The sequence below is a fragment of the Acidovorax sp. GW823-FHT02H02 genome (assembly GCF_058797075.1).
In genome coordinates, this window is record NZ_JBXAJH010000003.1 from 42,609 (window position 1) to 59,184 (window position 16,576).

Below are 16,576 nucleotides of genomic sequence, written 5' to 3' on the forward strand. Positions count from 1 at the left end.
GCTTCCCTCGGGAAGCCTTTTTGTTGGGCGGAGGCGCAAGCCTCAGACGCGCTTGCGGTATTCGCCGGTGCGGGTGTCGATTTCGATCTTGTCGCCCTGGCTGACGAACAGCGGCACGGGCACTTCGAAGCCGGTGGCGATCTTGGCGGGCTTGAGAACCTTGCCGGAGGTGTCGCCCTTGACGGCGGGTTCGGTCCAGGTGATTTCGCGCTCTACGCTGGTGGGCAGCTCGACCGAGATGGCCTTGCCGTCGTAGAACACCACTTCCAGGGCCATGCCATCTTCGAGGTAGTTCAGGGCATCGCCCATATTTTCGGCTTCGACTTCGTACTGGTTGTAGTCGGCGTCCATGCACACATACAACGGATCGGCGAAGTAGGAGTAGGTGCACTCCTTTTTGTCGAGGATGACGTTGTCGATCTTGTCGTCGGCCTTGAACACGATTTCTGTGCCGAAGTTGGCGATGAGGCTCTTGAGCTTCATGCGCACGGTGGCGGCGCCGCGGCCGCCGCGGGCGTATTCGGTCTTGAGGACGACCATGGGGTCCTTGCCGTGCATGATGACGTTGCCGGCGCGGATTTCTTGAGCGATTTTCATAGCAGGTTGCTTGGGTTGGGGCCGCTCAACGCAGGGGCGGGTGACCTTCAGGGGCTGAAGGCGCGCCGTGCCAATGCATGTTCCGCGGCGGGAATGCGCTCGGGGCTTGCACCGATGTGCCGCACCCGTTTTGCGCAAAGCCTTGAATTTTACCGTTTTTCGGCGACAAAGCCCAAAAGTTGTGCCACCAGATTGTCCTGCGTCAGAAGGCGTGCGCGGGCGGCGGCAATGCAGGCGGTCCACTCCGACAGGGTGTTGTCGTCGGGCCATTGCAGCGGTGCGTTGTCCAGCCCGTTCCAGGTGGCGTGGAATTGCCGCAGCGATGCGGGGGCCTGCAGCCAGTCGAGAAAGGCCCACAGCTTGTCGTGGTGGGCGTTGTCGTGCTGCGGGTAGATGTGCCAGACCAGCGCCTGCCCGGCCCACAGCGCCCGCACCAGCGAATCCTCGCCGCGCACGGCGTTGAAGTCGCAGGCCCAGAGCATCTCGTCGAATGCCGCCTGCGGGCGGTGCGGAAGGTATGAAACAGTTAGCTGCTCGCGCTTGTCTGATAAGCGCTTGGGGGCGATTTCGCCCCTATCTTCTGTCAAGGCTGCCTGCACAGCCGCCGTGGGGCGGCCGGGGGTGACCAGCAACTGCGTGGGCTGCGCTTGGCATTGCCCCAGCAGAGCGGGCAGGGCGGCGGGCTCGTAGCAGAACAGCGACACCCAGCGCTGCCCCGCCCCGATATCGCCGAGGCCAAAGGCCGCTGCGTGCGCGGCGCGCCAGTCGCTGCGGTCGAACGCCTCGCGCCGGGCCATCAGATCGGGCTCGCGCAGCAGGCCGCCGGTGGCGGGGGTGAAGCCGGGATAGAAAAACCAGCGGGTCCAGCCGGCGGCGGGGCCGGTGAGCAGGGGGGAGGGCAGCCGGTGGTTGCGCTCCACGTATGCCTCTGCCGACAGGTATTCGAGGTTGATCCAGACAGGTTTTTGACCCCTGGTGATTACCTGTTGTACGCTGTAAGCTATGAATTCAGGAGCAACCTCGCAACCGAAAGCTTCCAGCATCACGTCGGGCGGGGCCTCGTGGGCGGCCGGCACGAGCGCGTCCCAGGCGCGCACCTGTACGCCCGGGCAGCCGTGGGGCGCCATCCATTGCAGGGCCGAGGCGTCGTCCACCCACAGGCGCACCCGCTGGCCTTGACCTGCCAGTTGCGTGGCCAGGCGCCAGCACACGCCGATGTCGCCAAAGTTGTCGATCACACGGCAGAAAACATCCCATTGCAGGGGGGCGAAGGGCGCGGTCATGGCGTGGCGGCCGCTTGTGGCGGATTGCGCAGGTGGTCCACCAGCAGCCGCGCGACGCTGGAGAGGGATTCTTCGGCGCGCACGCACAGCATCAGCCGCCGCTGCGCCCAGGGTTCGTTCAGCGTGATGGCCCGGATGGCCAGCGTGCCGCGGTAGAGCGAGGCGCTGCCGCGCGGCATCACGCCAATGCCCAGGCCGGCGGCCACCATCAGGCACAGCGCGTCGTAGCTGGTGACCTGGATGCGCAGCCGCAGGGGCAGGTCCACCTCGGCGGCGGCGCGCATGAGCTGGTTGTTGACGGCGCTGCCCGGGTGCATGCCGACAAAGGCAAAGGGCAGGGCTTCGGCCAGGCGCACCGCCTTGCGCCGGGCCAGCAGGTGGCCCGTGGGCACGATCAGCACCAGTTCGTCGCTGCGGTAGGGCAGCAGCGTGATGCGCTCGCCATAGTTGCCATGGTTGAGGATGCCCACATCGGCGGCGTTCTCGGCCACCGACTGCGCAATCGCCGTGCTGATCTGTTCCTGCAGGCGCACATCGACCTGTGGGTGCAGCGCCAGAAAGCTCTGCAGCTCGCCCGGCAGGAACTGCGTGATGGCCGAGATGTTGGCCACCACGCGCACATGGCCGCGCACGCCACTGCCGTATTCGCGCATCTGGCTGGCAATGCCATCGAGGTCGTTGAGCACGCCGCGCGCCAGGTTCAGCAGGGTAAACGCCGCCGCGGTGGGCTCGGTGCCGCGGTTGCTGCGGGTGAACAGTGCCACCTGCAGTGCGGCCTCCAGGTCGGCCAGGCGTCGGCTCACGGCCGATGCTGCCAGGTGTTCGCGCGCGGCGGCGGCGGCGATGGTGTTTTCTTCCATCACGGCAACGAACAGGCGCAGGGAGACGGGGTCGAGTTTCATGGGGTGCGTTGATCGTACCTTGTCGCCATGCCGGTTTGCGATGGCAGCTTCGTGCATCAGCGTTTTACGGCTGGCGCGGGCCTGCGCATGATGCGGGCCAGACCCACACAGGCTGCATGCCTGCGGAGATGACACTGCATGAATTCGCCGCAATCACTTCAGGACCTCAGCCCTGCCGCCCTCGCTGGCGTGCGCGTGGTCGAAATGGGCCAGCTCATCGCCGGGCCGTTTTGCGGCAAGACGCTGGGCGAGTTTGGCGCCGATGTGATCAAGATCGAAGCCCCCGAGACCGGTGACCCGCTGCGCAACTGGCGCCTCATCAAGGACGGCACTTCGGTCTGGTGGCAGGTGCAGTCGCGCAACAAGCGCTCGGTGGCGCTGGACCTGCGCCAGAAGGAGGGCCAGGATATTGCCCGCCAGCTGATTGCCGAGGCCGATGTGCTGATCGAGAACTTCCGCCCCGGCACGCTGGAAGGCTGGGGCATGTCGCCGCAGGAGCTGCAGGCGCTCAACCCCGGCCTGGTGATGCTGCGCATCTCGGGCTATGGCCAGACCGGCCCCTACCGCGACCTGCCGGGCTTTGGCGTGATTGGTGAGGCCATGGGCGGGTTGCGCCACCTCACCGGCGAGCCCGGCCGCGTGCCGGTGCGCGTGGGCGTGTCGATTGGCGACACGCTGGCGGCGCTGCACGGCACCATCGGCGTGCTTATGGCGCTGTACCACCGCAAGGTCAACGGCGGCCAGGGCCAGGTGATCGACGTGGCGCTGCACGAGGCCGTGTTCAACGTAATGGAAAGCCTGATCCCCGAATACAGCGCCTTTGGCGCCGTGCGCGAGGCAGCAGGCAGCGCGCTGCCGGGCATCGCCCCGTCCAACGCCTACCCCTGCCAGGACGGCTGGGTGCTGGTGGCGGGCAACGGCGACAGCATCTTCAAGCGGCTGATGGATACCATTGGCCGTCCCGATCTGGCCGCCGCGCCAGACCTGGCCGACAACGCGGGCCGCGTGGCCCGCGTACAGGAGCTCGACGCCGCTATTCAAGCGTGGAGCGCGCAGCGCACAGTGCAGCAGGTGCTGGATGCCCTGGGCGCTGCCCGCGTGCCCGCCGGCAAGGTCTACACCGCCAAGGACATCGCCGAAGACCCGCACTACCGCGCCCGCGACATGCTGCTCTCGCAGACCACGCGCGATGGCTACACGGTGGAGGTGCCCGGTATCGTGCCCAAGCTCTCGGCCACGCCCGGCACCATCCGCAGCAGTGCGCCGCACCTGGGCGACGACACCGATGCCGTGCTGGCAGAGGCGGGCCTGACGCTCGAACAGATTGCGCTGCTGCGCAGCAAGGGAGTGATTCAATGAGTGCATCCAACACCGTGTGGGAGGGCGCGGGCCGCCGCATCCACATCCAGGAAGTGGGCACGCGCGACGGCCTGCAGATGGAGCAGGCCTTTGTGCCCACCGAGGACAAGATCGCGCTGGTGAATGCGCTGTCGAATGCGGGCCTGTCCAAGATCGAGGTCACCTCGTTCACCTCGCCCGCAGCCATCCCGGCGCTGAAAGATGCCGAGATCGTCATGCGCGAGATCACGCGTCGCCCCGGCACCGTCTACACCGCGCTGGTGCCCAATCTGCGCGGTGCCGAGCGCGCCATCGAGGCGCGCACCGATGAGCTCAACCTCGTGATGTCGGTGAGTGCCACGCACAACCTGGCCAACCTGCGCATGACCCAGGCCCAGTCGTTTGCTGCGCTGGCGCAGGTGGTGGCCATGGCACAGTCGGCGGGCGTGGCGGTGAATGTCTCGCTGTCCTGCGTGTTCGGCTGCCCCATGGAGGGCGATGTGGCACCGGCCGAGGTGCTGGGCTGGGTGCAGCGTTTTGCCGATCTGGGCGTGCGCGGCGTCACGCTGTGCGATACCACGGGCATGGCTTACCCCACGCAGGTGCACCAGCTCACGGCCGCTGCCCGTGCGCGCTGGCCGGGCGTGGATTTCACGCTGCATTTCCACAATACGCGCGGCATGGGCCTGGCCAATGTGCTGGCAGCCGTCGACGCGGGCGCCGACCGGTTCGATGCCTCGCTGGGCGGGCTGGGCGGCTGCCCCTATGCGCCGGGTGCCAGCGGCAATGCGTGCAGCGAGGAGATCGTGCATGCGCTGCAGCTCATGGGCTATGACACGGGTGTGGATCTGGCGCAGCTCATTGGCGCCGCGCAGCGCCTGCCCGCGCTCATCGGTCACGACATTCCCAGCCAGATCGCCAAGGCGGGGCCGCGCCTGGCGCTGCACCCGGTGCCCGCGGATTTCGAAGCGATTCGCGAAAGGGCGCTTTCCCGTTGAATACTGACGGGCCTGCATTCCCCATAACCCCAGGAGACAAAAACCATGACATTCCAAACCACGTTGTCTCGCCGCCTTTTCACTGCGGCCGTGCTGTGCTCTGCTGCCTTGGCAGTGGGCGCGCAGGACAAGTACCCGTCCAAACCCATCACCGTGGTGGTGCCCCAGGCCGCTGGCGGCGCCAACGATGCCATCGCCCGCGTGGTGGCGCAAAAACTCACCGAGCAGCTGGGCCAGAGCGTGATCGTGGACAACCGCCCCGGCGCGGGCGGCACCTTGGCCACCGCCGCCACGGCCCGCGCGCGCAACGATGGCTACACGCTGATGCTCACCGCCGACAGCGCCCACGTCATTGGCCCCGCGCTGTACAAGAACCCCGGCTTTGATCCGGTGAAGGACTTCACGCCCGTGGCGCCCGTGGCCACGGCAGGCTATGTGCTGGTGGCGCACCCCTCCTTTCCCGCCAACACCGTGGCGGAGATGGTTGCGCTGGCCAAGGCCAGCCCCGGCAAGTATTCGATCGCTTCGGCGGGCAACGGTACGCTGAACCACCTGATCGGCGAGATGCTGCAAAAGGCCGCAGGCATCCAGCTGCAGCACATTCCCTACAAGGGCTCGGCGGCGGCCGCTACCGATGTGGTGGGCGGGCAGGTGCCTCTGTCGGTGCAAAGCCTGCCCTCGGCCATTGCCTTCATCAAGGCGGGCAAGCTCAAGGTGCTGGGTGTGGTCAACGAGAAGCGTGTGGCTGCCTTGCCCGACGCGCCCACTATTGGCGAAACCCTCAAGGGCTTTGGCCAGGCGCCCTGGTACGCGCTGTTTGCCCCGGCCGGCACACCCGCGTCCATCGTGGCAATGCTGCAGGCCGAAGTGGCCCGTGCACTGGAGCACAAGGACGTGGTCGAGAAACTGGCCGCCGTGGGCTGCGAACCCTTCAAGGGAACGGCCGCACAGTTGGGCGCGCTGGTGCAGGCCGACCTGCCCAAGTGGAGCCGGGTCGTCAAGGACACCGGGGCCACGGTAGATTGAGCAAGTGGGCGGTGGCACCCGGGCCCTCGCCCCGCCGGACAATATTCAACCACAGTGAAAACGGAGACATCGCATGAAAACCCATCGCCAGCCATTCACCACCCTGGCCATCGCCGCGCTGGCCCTGGGCCTGGGCAGTGCCGCCTGGGCGCAAGGCGCCTACCCCACCAAACCCGTGACCATGGTGGTGCCCACCGCTGCTGGCGGCACCACCGACCTGTCGGCGCGCATGGTGGCGCAGGCGCTCGGCCCGGTGCTGGGTCAGTCGGTGGTGGTGGACAACAAGGGCGGTGGCAATGGCAACATTGCGGCCAGCATCGTCAAGCGCGCCGAGGCCGATGGTTACACGCTGTTCATGCAGTACTCGGGCTACCACGTGATCTCGCCCCACCTGACCAAGGTGGCCCAGTGGGCGCAGAGCGACTTTCAGCCGGTTGCCAACGTGATTTCGGCGCCGCAGATCATCGTGGTGCGCAATGACCTGCCGGTGAAGTCCTTGCCTGAGCTGATGGCCTACGCCAAGGCCAACCCGGGCAAGCTCAACTACGCCTCTTCGGGCAACGGTTCGCTGCAGCATGTGACCGGTGCCATGCTGGAGCAGCAGGGCGGCATCAAGATGGTCCATGTGCCCTACAAAGGCACGGGCCCCGCGCTGCAGGACCTGCTGGGCGGCCAGGTCGACCTGACATTTGGCACCGCGCCGCCTTTCATGCCCCATATCGCCAGCGGCAAGCTGCGCGTCCTGGCCGTGACCGGCAAGGAGCGCCTGCCCAGCCTGCCCGATGCGCCCACCACGGCCGAGGCGGGCTACCCCGGTGTGAACGCCACGTCGTGGTTTGCGCTGTTTGCGCCGGCTGGTGTGCCCAAACCGGTGGTGGACAAGCTCACCGCCGACATCCGTACCGTGGTGCAGAGCGCTGCCTTCAAGCAAAAGGCGCAGGAGCAGGGCGCGACGGCCGACTACCAAAGCCCCGCGCAGCTGGGCGAGAAGGTCAAGACCGATCTGGCCAGCTGGGCCAGCGTGGTGAAGAGCGCCAAGATCGAAGCAGAATAATGCTCCAATAGGCTGCTGGCTCATGTTTTATTGCACTGGTAGCTATGTAAATAGTAGCGTTCGGGTGGTGGTTTCTCAAGGGGCCTGGCGCGCGGCCACAATACGCGCCATGTCTGATGTGCATTCCGAAGAACTCCTGGCGCAGGTGGCTGCGCTGCCGGCGCTGCCGGGTGTCTACCGCTATTTCGACGCGCAGGATGCGCTGCTCTACGTGGGCAAGGCGCTCAACCTCAAGCGGCGCGTCTCCAGCTACTTCCAGAAGAACCATGGCGGCACGCGCATCGGCCACATGGTCAGCAAGATCGTGCGCATGGAGACCACGGTGGTGCGCTCCGAGGCCGAGGCGCTGCTGCTGGAAAACAACCTCATCAAGACGCTGAACCCCAAGTTCAACATCCTGTTCCGCGACGACAAGAGCTATCCCTACCTCAAGATCACCGGCGTACCCGGATCGGGCAGCCGCAGCGACGCACCGGGTCAGGTGTTTCCGCGCATGGCCTACTACCGGGGCGCGGTCGATAAAAAGCACCGCTACTTCGGCCCGTACCCCAGCGCCTGGGCGGTCAAGGAAACCATCCAGCTGCTGCAAAAGGTGTTCCGGCTGCGCACCTGCGAAGACACGGTGTTTGCCAACCGCACGCGGCCCTGCCTGCTGTACCAGATCAAGCGTTGCACCGGGCCCTGCGTCAACCTGATTTCGCCCGAGGCCTATGCGGCCGACGTGCAGCACGCCGAGGCGCTGCTGCGCGGCGAGACCCAGGCGCTGCTGCAGGCGCTGGAGGCGCGCATGATGGCGCATTCCGACAAGCTCGAATTCGAGCAGGCCGCCGAGGTGCGCAACCAGATCCAGGCGCTGTCGCGCGTGCTGCACCAGCAATCCATTGAAACGGTGGATGACAAGGATGTGGACATCCTGGCCGTGCGCGTGCAGGGTGGCCGCGCCTGCGTGAACCTGGCCATGGTGCGCGGCGGGCGCCATCTGGGCGACCGGCCGTACTTTCCTGTGCATGTGGAAGACGCGGCCGGGGTTTTTGCGCAGGAAGGCGACGAGGCGGCACCTGCAGCCGCCCGGCCCGTGCCGCCCGTGGAGGTGCTGGTGCTGCAGGCCTTTATCGCCCAGCACTACATCGGTGTGCCCGTGCCCCCGCTGCTGGTGACCAGCGTGCCGGTGGACAAGGCCCTGCTGGCGGCGCTGACCGAGCAAAGCGGCCTGCGCGTGAGCGCCATCCACCAGCCGCGCGAACAGCGCCGCGCCTGGCTGGACATGGCGCAAAAGAACGCCGACCTGCAGCTGGCCCGCCTGCTGGCCGAGGAGGGCTCGCAGCAGGCTCGCACGCGGGCCCTGGCCGAGGCACTGGATTTGCCGCCGGAAGATCTGGACCAGCTCACCATCGAGTGTTTCGACATCTCGCACACGGCGGGCGAATCCACGCAGGCATCTTGCGTGGTGTTTCACCACCACAAGATGCAGAGCAGCGAATACCGCCGCTACAAGATCGAGGGCATCACCGGCGGCGACGACTACGCTGCCATGCGGCAGGTGCTCACGCGCCGCTATAGCAAGGTGGCCGAAGCCGCGCGCGAAGCGGGAGGCATCGACTATGCCGCCAACCCTGCGCCGGGGGCAGAAGAGGCTGCCCGACCCAGCGGCCAGGCGCGCCTGCCCGATCTGGTGCTGCTCGACGGCGGCAAAGGCCAGGTGGCGGTGGCGCGCGAGGTGTTCACCGCGCTGGGGCTGGACCTCACGCGCATCGTGGGCGTGGAAAAAGGCGAGGGCCGCAAGGTGGGCCTGGAAGAGCTGGTGTTTGCCGATGGGCGCGAAAAAGTCTATCTGGGCAAGGATTCGGCCGCGCTGATGCTGGTGGCGCAGATCCGCGACGAGGCCCACCGCTTTGCCATCACCGGCATGCGCGCGGCGCGCGCCAAGGTGCGCGTGGGCGGCGGGCAGCTCGAAGAAATTGCCGGCGTGGGACCCAAGAAGCGCGCGCGGCTGCTGCAGCGCTTTGGCGGTGTGCGGGGCGTGGCGGCGGCCAGCGTCGAAGACCTGGTGACGGTGGACGGCATTTCGCGCGAACTGGCCGAAGAGATCTATCGCGCACTGCGCTGATATCCACCAAGCCAGCGTGACACAATCACGTCCATGTTTTTCACCATTCCCACCATCATGACCTGGACGCGCATCGTCGCGATACCTTTGATTGTGGGGGTGTTCTACGCGCCGCTCGACCCGTCCACGCGCAATCTCATCGCCACCGTGATGTTCGTGGTGTTTGCCGCCACCGACTGGCTCGACGGCTTTCTGGCGCGCAAGCTCAACCAGACCTCGTCTTTTGGCGCTTTTCTGGACCCGGTGGCCGACAAGTTCCTGGTGTGCGCATCGCTCTTGGTGCTGGTGCACCTGCAGCGCGCCGATGTGTTCGTGGCGCTCATCATCATCGGCCGAGAGATCGCGATTTCGGCCCTGCGCGAGTGGATGGCGCAGATCGGTGCCAGCAAGAGCGTGGCCGTGCACATGATCGGCAAGCTCAAGACCACGGTGCAGATGACGGCCATCCCTTTCCTGTTGTATGACGGGCGCCTGTTCGGCGTGATCGACACCGGGGTGTGGGGCACCTGGCTGATCTGGATTTCTGCCGTGCTCACGGTCTGGTCCATGGTGTATTACCTGCAGAAGGCGCTCCCGGAAATCCGGGCCCGTGTCAAGTAATTCCAGATTTTTTGGTCGCAGGCGCTTGATGGATAAGCGCTGGTTGCTATACTTTCAGGAGCATTTGAATGGCGAAGCATCGCATTGCAGTCGTTGCTGGTGACGGCATTGGCAAAGAGGTCATGCCCGAGGGTCTGCGCGTGCTGGACGCGGCAGCGCGCAAGTTCGGCATCGACCTGCACTTCGACCATTTCGACTTCTCGAGCTGGGACTACTACGAGAAGCACGGCAAGATGCTGCCCGACAACTGGAAGGAGCAGATCGGCGGCCATGAGGCGATCTACTTTGGCGCCGTGGGCTGGCCCGAGAAGATTGCCGACCATGTCTCGCTCTGGGGTTCGCTGCTGCTGTTTCGCCGCGAGTTCGACCAGTACATCAACCTGCGCCCCGCGCGCCTCATGCCCGGCGTGATCGCGCCCGTGGTGCGCCGCGATGGCAGCCCGCGCCTGCCCGGCGAGATCGACATGCTGATCGTGCGCGAGAACACCGAAGGCGAATACTCCAGCATCGGTGGCCGCATGTACGAAGGCACCCCGCGCGAGATCGTGATGCAGGAGACGGTGATGTCCCGCCACGGCGTGGACCGCGTACTGAAGTTCGCCTTCGACCTGGCCCAGTCGCGCCCCAACAAGCACCTGACCAGCGCCACCAAGTCCAACGGCATCGCCATCACCATGCCCTACTGGGACGAGCGTGTGGCCGAGATGGCCAAGGCCTACCCGGATGTGAAGGTGGACAAATTCCACATCGACATCCTCACGGCCCACTTCGTGCAGCGCCCTGACTTCTTTGATGTGGTGGTGGCCAGCAACCTGTTTGGCGACATCCTTTCGGATCTGGGCCCGGCCTGCACCGGCACCATCGGCATCGCACCCAGCGCCAACCTGAACCCCACCCGCACCATGCCCTCGCTGTTCGAGCCCGTGCATGGCTCGGCGCCCGACATTGCGGGGCAGGGCATTGCCAACCCCATCGGCCAGATCTGGTGCGGCGCGATGATGCTCGATTTTCTCGGTTACCGTGCCGCGCACGACGCCGTGCTGGCTGCCATCGAGGCCGTGCTGGCTCCCCAGGGCGGCGGCCCGCGCACACCGGACCTGGGCGGCAAAGCCAGTACCCAGGATGTGGGGCGCGCCATTGCGTCTGCCTTGTAACCCGCAACATCAGTGTGGTGTCAATCAGGAATGTTGCCCATGCGGCGGCTTTGAGACAAAACCGCCCTGCAAGCCCCGTCGTACCGTGAAATACGACTAGAATTCAAAGCAACGCTGCTGCAAATCAGCGCGTTGTATTGACACCCGGAAACTCGATGGCTTTAATCTGATGCAGCAGCGCCTGCTGCATACGCCAGTCATTCCCCCGTCTGATCCCGTCCAGTCCCCCGGGGCTGTGCTTTCGGACGTGTGAAGACCAGATATCCGCGAGACATTCCATCAACTCTTTTCCGAGAGGCTTCTTGTGAACAAAACCGAACTGATTGAGCACATCGCTACCAACGCCGACATCTCCAAGGCCGCAGCTGCGCGTGCCCTGGAATCCACGATTGAGGCCGTCAAGAAGACCCTGAAGAAGGGCGGCACTGTTTCGCTCGTCGGTTTCGGTACCTTTGCAGTGGGCAAGCGTGCAGCCCGCACGGGTCGCAATCCCCGTACCGGCGCTGCGATTAAAATCAAAGCTGCTAAAGTTCCAAAGTTTCGTCCAGGCAAGGCATTGAAAGACGCCTTGAATTGATGGCCAGTTAGGTTGGGGTCCTTAGCTCAGTTGGTAGAGCGGCTCCTTTACACGGAGTAGGTCGGCGGTTCGAGACCGTCAGGACCCACCACCACCGAACAAAGGCGAACGAAAGTTCGCCTTTTGTTTTTTGTCTCTGAAAGATCGACCATGTTTGAATCCATCCGCAAGCACTCCAAGATCGTGATGTTCTTGTTGTTCTTGTTGATCATTCCATCGTTTGTGCTGGTGGGCATCGACAGCAACTATTTCTCCGAAAAGAGCGCTGTGGTTGCTCGCGTTGATGGTCACGACATCAAGCAGACCGACTGGGACAACGCCCACAAAACGGAGACGGACAGAATCCGGGCCCAGTCGCCCACGGTGGATGCAAAACTGCTCGACTCTCCCGAGGCCCGCTATGCAACGCTGGAACGCCTGGTTCGTGACCGGGTGCTTCAGGCCGCAGCCCAGAAAATGCACCTGGTCACCAGTGACAGCCGCCTGGCCCGCAGCCTGCAGGAAATTCCGGCCATCGCCGCCCTCAAACGCCCTGATGGCTCGCTGGATGCCGAGGCCTACCGCGCATTGGTGGGCGCCCAAGGGCTGACGCCTGAAGGGTTCGAGGCCAGTGTGCGCCGGGACATTTCGGTGAACCAGGTGATGGGCGGGGTGATGGAATCCGCCTTCGGCACCGATGCGCAGGTCAAGCTGTCGCTGGACGCCCTGTACCAGCGCCGCGAAGTGCAGATTGCCCGTTTCAACCCCGCAGATTTTTCCGGCAAGGTGGCGCCCACCGACGCTGATCTGGAAGGCTACTACAAGGCCCATACCTCCGCATTCCAGCAGGCCGAACAGGCCGCCGTGGAGTATGTGGTGCTGGATCTTGACAGCGTGCGTGCTGGCATCACGCTGAACGAAGATGACTTGCGCACCTATTACAAGGAAAACGTGGCCCGCCTGGCAGGCAAGGAGGAGCGCCGGGCCAGTCATATCCTGATCAATGCGCCCAAGGATGCGCCCGCGGCAGACCGGGAAAAGGCCAAGGCGCGTGCCGTGCAATTGCTGGAACAGGTGCGCAAGGCGCCCGCCACTTTTGCGGAGGTTGCCAAGAAGTCCTCCGAAGATGCGGGGTCTGCCGTGTCGGGCGGAGACCTGAACTTCTTTGGGCTGGGCGCCATGGTCAAGCCGTTCGAAGACGCGGCTTTTGCGATGAAAAAAGGCGATATCAGCGACGTGGTGGAAACCGATTTCGGTTATCACATCATTTTGCTGACGGACATCAAGACACCCCGTCAGCCAAGCTTTGAAGAGTTGCGCCCCTCCATGGAAGCCGAACTCAAGCAACAGCAAGCGCAGCGCAAGTTTGCCGAGGTGGCCGAATCGTTTGCCAATGGCGTCTATGAGCAATCCGACAGTCTCAAGCCCGTGGCCGAAAAGCTCGGGCTCAAAGTGCTGACGGCGTCAGGTGTCACCCGTACACCAGCGCCTGGAGCGACGGGCCCGTTGGCCAACGGCAAGCTGCTGGAGGCGCTGTTCTCAACGGATTCGATCGAGAACAAACGCAATACCGAAGCCGTGGAAATCGGACCCAGCCAGATGGCTGCTGCCCGCGTCAGCGCCTACACCGCTGCACGCACCCTGCCACTGGAGGAGGTGCGTGCGCAGGTGCGCAGCCTGTATATCGCCGAGAAATCCGCCGAACTGGCGCGCAAGGACGGCGAAGCAAAGCTGGCTGCATGGAAAGCCACGCCCGGCAATGCTGCGGGTTTGCAATCCGCCATCGTGATCTCGCGCGATCAACCCCAGAATCAGCCACGGCGTCTGGTGGATGCGGTATTGGGTGCCAGTACCGCCACCTTGCCAGCTTGGATCGGTGTGGATCTGGGAGCGCAGGGTTACGCCGTAGCCAAAGTCAATCGACTGGTTCCGCGCGAGACCCCCAACGAGCAAGTCGCCCGCCAGGAGCGCCAGCAATACCTGCAGTGGTGGAGCAATGCCGAAGGACTGGCCTACTATGAGCTGCTGAAAGACCGCTTCAAGGTTCAGATCAAGGCCCCTCGCCCACAGTCCGCACCCGATTGATCAGAAATTTGACGGATATTGGCGCGAAGCCCGGTTTTCTCGGGCTATAATTCAAAGCTACGGTGGCTGTAGCTCAGTTGGTAGAGTCCAGGATTGTGATTCCTGTTGTCGTGGGTTCGAGCCCCATCAGCCACCCCAAAAAATGCCAGTACAAACAAGGACCTTCGGGTCCTTGTTTCGTTTCGGAGGCACTCCAGGGGCGAGAGTTGAAGTCCACTGGCCATCGCCTTCTGCTAGCGACACCCGTTCTGGACTGTTTGCTGCTGCTTTATTTTCCCGACATTGCTTGGTTCGCGGCAAGGGTTTCATTTTCAGAAGCCGGGTCAATGCATCAGATTGCCAGTGGTGCGAAGGCGCTTGAGCTTGATGTCTGCTGCTTCGGGTCGGGCGGCTCAAAAACCATCGCGTAGTCGCGCTGCATCCGCTGGTCTTGTATCCATTCCACCGGTCTTTTTTTGGCGGCAAATGTGCCAACGCGGGGCAAGACGGGGCACAGAGATAAAAAAAGCCCGATCCTGGGATCGGGCTTTAAAAGGATCCCTGAAACGGGGGTTTCGAGAGGATCCAAGGAGACAACTGGAGGCCCCGAATTCGGGGCGATGGCTCAATGGTCGGGGCATTTCCTGGGCGCTGGCGGGAGACTGCACTCCAGTGCCAGTGCCGCGCCTGGTTCAGCGCTTGCGGGGAGCGGCCGACTTGGCGGCGTCGGCTGCGGTGCTGGCGACGGCGTTGAAGTTGGCTTCGGCCACGTCAGAGGCTTGCTTGACGGCCTTCTGCACCGATTCGAAAGCGTTGTTGGCAGCGGCAACGGCGCTCTTCATCACGGCGACGGCGGTTTCGGAACCGGCGGGGGCGTTCTTGGCAGCGCTGTCCACCAGGTTGGCGAATGCCTTTTGCGCGTCGGCGGTCTGGGTTTCGAAGGTCTTGCCGAATTCTGCGCCGGTGCCCGAAGCGATGTCATACAGGTGACGGCTGTAGGCGGCGGTCTTTTCAGCCAGGGGCTGGAACAGGCCGGCTTGCAGTGCCAGCAGCTCCTGTGCGTCCTTCACGCCCAGGACAGCCTGGGTGTGTTGAGCGGCTTCCGTCAGGGCAGCGCGCGAGGCGGTCACGTTCAGTTCGACCAGCTTTTCCACGCCTTCGAAGGCCTTGGTGGTCAGACCAAACAGGGTTTCGATGTTGGCTTTGTGGGATGCCAGGATTTGTTCTGCGGTCAGCGACATGTCATATCTCCTAAAAATGAAACCCGGATGGGTCAAGGTGGTTCACGGACATCTGCGCTGACCTTGACTCGGTAAAGTCATGTTGCAGTGCAGCATGGAGGGAATTTTAGGTGCTTGCAGTTCAATTGCAAGCTATTTTTGCTGCAATGCAACATATTAGGGGCAACTCCCCAGCGGTGATGGGATTGCCACAATCGTGTCATGCATGCCTATTACGCAGACCATTTTGTGTTGCCCCTGCCGGAGGGGCATCGCTTTCCCATGGCGAAATACCGCCTGTTGCGTGACCGCCTGGCGCAGCAGTTGCCCCAGGTGCAACTCCAGGTGGCCCCGCGGGCCTCTGATGGTGAATTGGCCCTGGTTCACACGCCGGGCTATGTCCAGGCGATTGTTGATGGCACTTTGACTGCAGCCGCGCAGCGGGAGATCGGGTTTCCGTGGACCGAGGTGATGGCCGAACGCGCCCGGCGCTCGGTGGGCGCCACTATTGCGGCATGCCGTGCGGCCCTGGCGCAAGGGGTGGCGGGCAGCTTGGCGGGGGGCACGCACCACGCCTATGCCGACAGGGGCAGCGGGTTTTGCGTGTTCAACGACATTGCCGTGGCTGCGCGCCTGATGCAGGCTGAGTGCCAGCGTGGGGGCAGCGCTGGCGTGGTGCCGCCACTTCGGGTGGCGGTGATCGATCTGGACGTGCACCAGGGCAATGGCACGGCACATATCTTTCGCAGCGATGCCAGCGTGTTCACGCTGTCCCTGCACGGGGCGCGCAATTATCCGTTCCGCAAGGAGGCCGGCGACCTGGATGTGGAGCTGCCCGACGGCTGCGCGGACGACGAATACCTGCAGGCGTTGGACCAGGCGCTGGACGCGCTGGAGCAGCGCTTTGCGCCCGGGCTGGTGCTGTACCTGGCGGGTGCCGATCCCCATGTGGGCGACCGGCTGGGCCGCCTGGCCCTGAGCCACGACGGCCTGGAGGCCCGTGACCGCCGGGTTTTCGACTGGGCCTGGCAGCGTCGCTTGCCCTTGGCCTTCACGATGGCCGGTGGCTATGGCCGCGACCTGGCCGACACGCTTCAGGCGCAGCTGACCACCTGGCGGGTGGCGCAGCAGTACCATGCGCGCTGGCAGAATGTCCGGCCATGACCACTGCCCCCCTTTCCCCGGCCGCACAGCCCGCGCGCCCGGTGCCACAGCCGCGCAGCGCCTACCATGCCTTCCGCTCCATCAGCACCCGCTGGATGGACAATGATGTCTATGGGCATGTGAACAACGTCGTTTACTACAGCTGGTTCGACACCGCCGTGAACGCCCACCTGATCGAACAGGGCGTGCTCGATATCCATGCCGGTGACACCATCGGTCTGGTGATCGAGACCCAGTGCAACTACTTTGCCCCGCTGGCATTTCCGCAGACGGTGGAGGCGGGCATCCGCGTGGCGCGGCTGGGTGGCTCCAGCGTGCGCTATGAGGTGGGGCTGTTTGCCCAGGGCGAGCCACTGTGCGCCGCCGCCGGGCATTTCATCCATGTGTATGTGGACCGCGCCACGCGCCGGCCCGTGCCGGTGCCAGAGGCACTGCGTGCCGTGTTGCAGGCACTGGTGGTGGTTGCTTGATAATTTTGCTATACAAAATATAGCGGTTGGCGCTTTTTGCAAA

16 protein-coding genes and 2 tRNA genes are annotated in these 16,576 nt (G+C 64.3%); 13 read left to right on the forward strand and 5 right to left on the reverse strand.

Annotated features, from left to right (window positions below):
• Positions 1 to 42: 42 nt before the first annotated feature.
• The 3 genes from efp to AC1RDS_RS03775 form a co-directional block, all read right to left on the reverse strand.
• A complete protein-coding gene (gene efp, locus AC1RDS_RS03765) occupies positions 43 to 597 on the reverse strand; it encodes an elongation factor P (protein ID WP_026436894.1) in 555 nt (184 codons plus the stop codon).
• Positions 598 to 746: 149 nt separating this feature from the next.
• Positions 747 to 1,880 carry an elongation factor P maturation arginine rhamnosyltransferase EarP gene (gene earP, locus AC1RDS_RS03770; protein ID WP_092697946.1) on the reverse strand — a complete coding sequence of 378 codons (1,134 nt, stop codon included), beginning with the start codon at positions 1,878 to 1,880 and terminating at the stop codon, positions 747 to 749.
• Complete coding sequence (locus tag AC1RDS_RS03775; RefSeq protein ID WP_026436896.1) at positions 1,877 to 2,782, reverse strand: LysR family transcriptional regulator; 906 nt, start codon at positions 2,780 to 2,782, stop codon at positions 1,877 to 1,879. Before AC1RDS_RS03775 ends, earP begins: the two co-directional genes overlap by 4 nt.
• Positions 2,783 to 2,920: 138 nt before the next feature.
• Between AC1RDS_RS03775 and AC1RDS_RS03780 the strand changes: the two genes are divergently transcribed.
• From AC1RDS_RS03780 to AC1RDS_RS03830, 11 genes are all read left to right on the forward strand, one after another.
• On the forward strand, positions 2,921 to 4,141 hold the full coding sequence (locus AC1RDS_RS03780; protein WP_026436897.1) for a CaiB/BaiF CoA transferase family protein: 1,221 nt from the start codon (positions 2,921 to 2,923) through the stop codon (positions 4,139 to 4,141).
• On the forward strand, positions 4,138 to 5,118 hold the full coding sequence (locus AC1RDS_RS03785) for a hydroxymethylglutaryl-CoA lyase (RefSeq protein WP_026436898.1): 981 nt from the start codon (positions 4,138 to 4,140) through the stop codon (positions 5,116 to 5,118). The genes AC1RDS_RS03780 and AC1RDS_RS03785 overlap by 4 nt, the downstream gene beginning before the upstream one ends.
• 45 nt (positions 5,119 to 5,163) lie before the next feature.
• A complete protein-coding gene (locus AC1RDS_RS03790; RefSeq protein WP_092697945.1) occupies positions 5,164 to 6,144 on the forward strand; it encodes a Bug family tripartite tricarboxylate transporter substrate binding protein in 981 nt (326 codons plus the stop codon).
• Positions 6,145 to 6,217: 73 nt separating this feature from the next.
• Positions 6,218 to 7,198 (forward strand): Bug family tripartite tricarboxylate transporter substrate binding protein, encoded by a 981-nt coding sequence (locus AC1RDS_RS03795; RefSeq protein ID WP_092697944.1) that lies wholly within the window; start codon positions 6,218 to 6,220, stop codon positions 7,196 to 7,198.
• Between the two features lie 109 nt (positions 7,199 to 7,307).
• Positions 7,308 to 9,305 carry an excinuclease ABC subunit UvrC gene (gene uvrC, locus AC1RDS_RS03800; protein WP_092697943.1) on the forward strand — a complete coding sequence of 666 codons (1,998 nt, stop codon included), beginning with the start codon at positions 7,308 to 7,310 and terminating at the stop codon, positions 9,303 to 9,305.
• 33 nt (positions 9,306 to 9,338) lie between these two features.
• The gene (gene pgsA, locus AC1RDS_RS03805) at positions 9,339 to 9,905 is read left to right on the forward strand and encodes a CDP-diacylglycerol--glycerol-3-phosphate 3-phosphatidyltransferase (RefSeq protein WP_092697942.1); all 567 of its coding nucleotides are present in this window, start codon (positions 9,339 to 9,341) and stop codon (positions 9,903 to 9,905) included.
• 68 nt (positions 9,906 to 9,973) lie between these two features.
• Entirely contained in the window at positions 9,974 to 11,059 is a 1,086-nt protein-coding gene (locus tag AC1RDS_RS03810; RefSeq protein WP_092697941.1) for a tartrate dehydrogenase, read from the forward strand.
• A 304-nt stretch (positions 11,060 to 11,363) separates the two neighbouring features.
• Positions 11,364 to 11,636, forward strand: coding sequence for an HU family DNA-binding protein (locus AC1RDS_RS03815; RefSeq protein WP_024815362.1), 273 nt, complete (start codon positions 11,364 to 11,366; stop codon positions 11,634 to 11,636).
• Positions 11,637 to 11,651: 15 nt separating this feature from the next.
• Positions 11,652 to 11,727: transfer RNA gene (locus AC1RDS_RS03820), tRNA-Val, on the forward strand.
• A gap of 59 nt (positions 11,728 to 11,786) precedes the next feature.
• Positions 11,787 to 13,700: a SurA N-terminal domain-containing protein gene (locus AC1RDS_RS03825; RefSeq protein WP_092697940.1), complete on the forward strand. Its 1,914-nt coding sequence runs from the start codon at positions 11,787 to 11,789 to the stop codon at positions 13,698 to 13,700.
• 62 nt (positions 13,701 to 13,762) lie between these two features.
• Positions 13,763 to 13,838: transfer RNA gene (locus AC1RDS_RS03830), tRNA-His, on the forward strand.
• A 193-nt stretch (positions 13,839 to 14,031) separates the two neighbouring features.
• Here AC1RDS_RS03830 and AC1RDS_RS03835 read toward each other — a convergent pair.
• Positions 14,032 to 14,268 (reverse strand): hypothetical protein, encoded by a 237-nt coding sequence (locus AC1RDS_RS03835; protein ID WP_348683683.1) that lies wholly within the window; start codon positions 14,266 to 14,268, stop codon positions 14,032 to 14,034.
• A 103-nt stretch (positions 14,269 to 14,371) separates the two neighbouring features.
• Positions 14,372 to 14,920 (reverse strand): phasin family protein, encoded by a 549-nt coding sequence (locus tag AC1RDS_RS03840; protein WP_092697939.1) that lies wholly within the window; start codon positions 14,918 to 14,920, stop codon positions 14,372 to 14,374.
• A gap of 201 nt (positions 14,921 to 15,121) precedes the next feature.
• Here AC1RDS_RS03840 and AC1RDS_RS03845 point away from each other — a divergent pair, with 201 nt between their 5' ends.
• Both AC1RDS_RS03845 and AC1RDS_RS03850 read left to right on the forward strand, forming a co-directional pair.
• Positions 15,122 to 16,063 carry a histone deacetylase family protein gene (locus AC1RDS_RS03845; protein WP_092697938.1) on the forward strand — a complete coding sequence of 314 codons (942 nt, stop codon included), beginning with the start codon at positions 15,122 to 15,124 and terminating at the stop codon, positions 16,061 to 16,063.
• Entirely contained in the window at positions 16,060 to 16,533 is a 474-nt protein-coding gene (locus tag AC1RDS_RS03850) for an acyl-CoA thioesterase (protein WP_092697937.1), read from the forward strand. The genes AC1RDS_RS03845 and AC1RDS_RS03850 overlap by 4 nt, the downstream gene beginning before the upstream one ends.
• Positions 16,534 to 16,576: the final 43 nt, after the last annotated feature.

Excerpts from the sequence above, each read along its gene's own strand:
- AC1RDS_RS03840 (WP_092697939.1), bottom strand. The coding sequence starts at position 14,920 with ATGTCGCTGACCGCAGAACAAATCCTGGCATCCCACAAAGCCAACATC.
- AC1RDS_RS03790 (WP_092697945.1), top strand. The coding sequence starts at position 5,164 with ATGACATTCCAAACCACGTTGTCTCGCCGCCTTTTCACTGCGGCCGTG.
- AC1RDS_RS03775 (WP_026436896.1), bottom strand. The coding sequence starts at position 2,782 with ATGAAACTCGACCCCGTCTCCCTGCGCCTGTTCGTTGCCGTGATGGAA.
- AC1RDS_RS03785 (WP_026436898.1), top strand. The coding sequence starts at position 4,138 with ATGAGTGCATCCAACACCGTGTGGGAGGGCGCGGGCCGCCGCATCCAC.
- AC1RDS_RS03795 (WP_092697944.1), top strand. The coding sequence starts at position 6,218 with ATGAAAACCCATCGCCAGCCATTCACCACCCTGGCCATCGCCGCGCTG.
- pgsA (WP_092697942.1), top strand. The coding sequence starts at position 9,339 with ATGTTTTTCACCATTCCCACCATCATGACCTGGACGCGCATCGTCGCG.
- uvrC (WP_092697943.1), top strand. The coding sequence starts at position 7,308 with ATGTCTGATGTGCATTCCGAAGAACTCCTGGCGCAGGTGGCTGCGCTG.
- AC1RDS_RS03780 (WP_026436897.1), top strand. The coding sequence starts at position 2,921 with ATGAATTCGCCGCAATCACTTCAGGACCTCAGCCCTGCCGCCCTCGCT.
- AC1RDS_RS03825 (WP_092697940.1), top strand. The coding sequence starts at position 11,787 with ATGTTTGAATCCATCCGCAAGCACTCCAAGATCGTGATGTTCTTGTTG.
- AC1RDS_RS03810 (WP_092697941.1), top strand. The coding sequence starts at position 9,974 with ATGGCGAAGCATCGCATTGCAGTCGTTGCTGGTGACGGCATTGGCAAA.
- AC1RDS_RS03850 (WP_092697937.1), top strand. The coding sequence starts at position 16,060 with ATGACCACTGCCCCCCTTTCCCCGGCCGCACAGCCCGCGCGCCCGGTG.
- AC1RDS_RS03845 (WP_092697938.1), top strand. The coding sequence starts at position 15,122 with ATGCATGCCTATTACGCAGACCATTTTGTGTTGCCCCTGCCGGAGGGG.
- efp (WP_026436894.1), bottom strand. The coding sequence starts at position 597 with ATGAAAATCGCTCAAGAAATCCGCGCCGGCAACGTCATCATGCACGGC.
- earP (WP_092697946.1), bottom strand. The coding sequence starts at position 1,880 with ATGACCGCGCCCTTCGCCCCCCTGCAATGGGATGTTTTCTGCCGTGTG.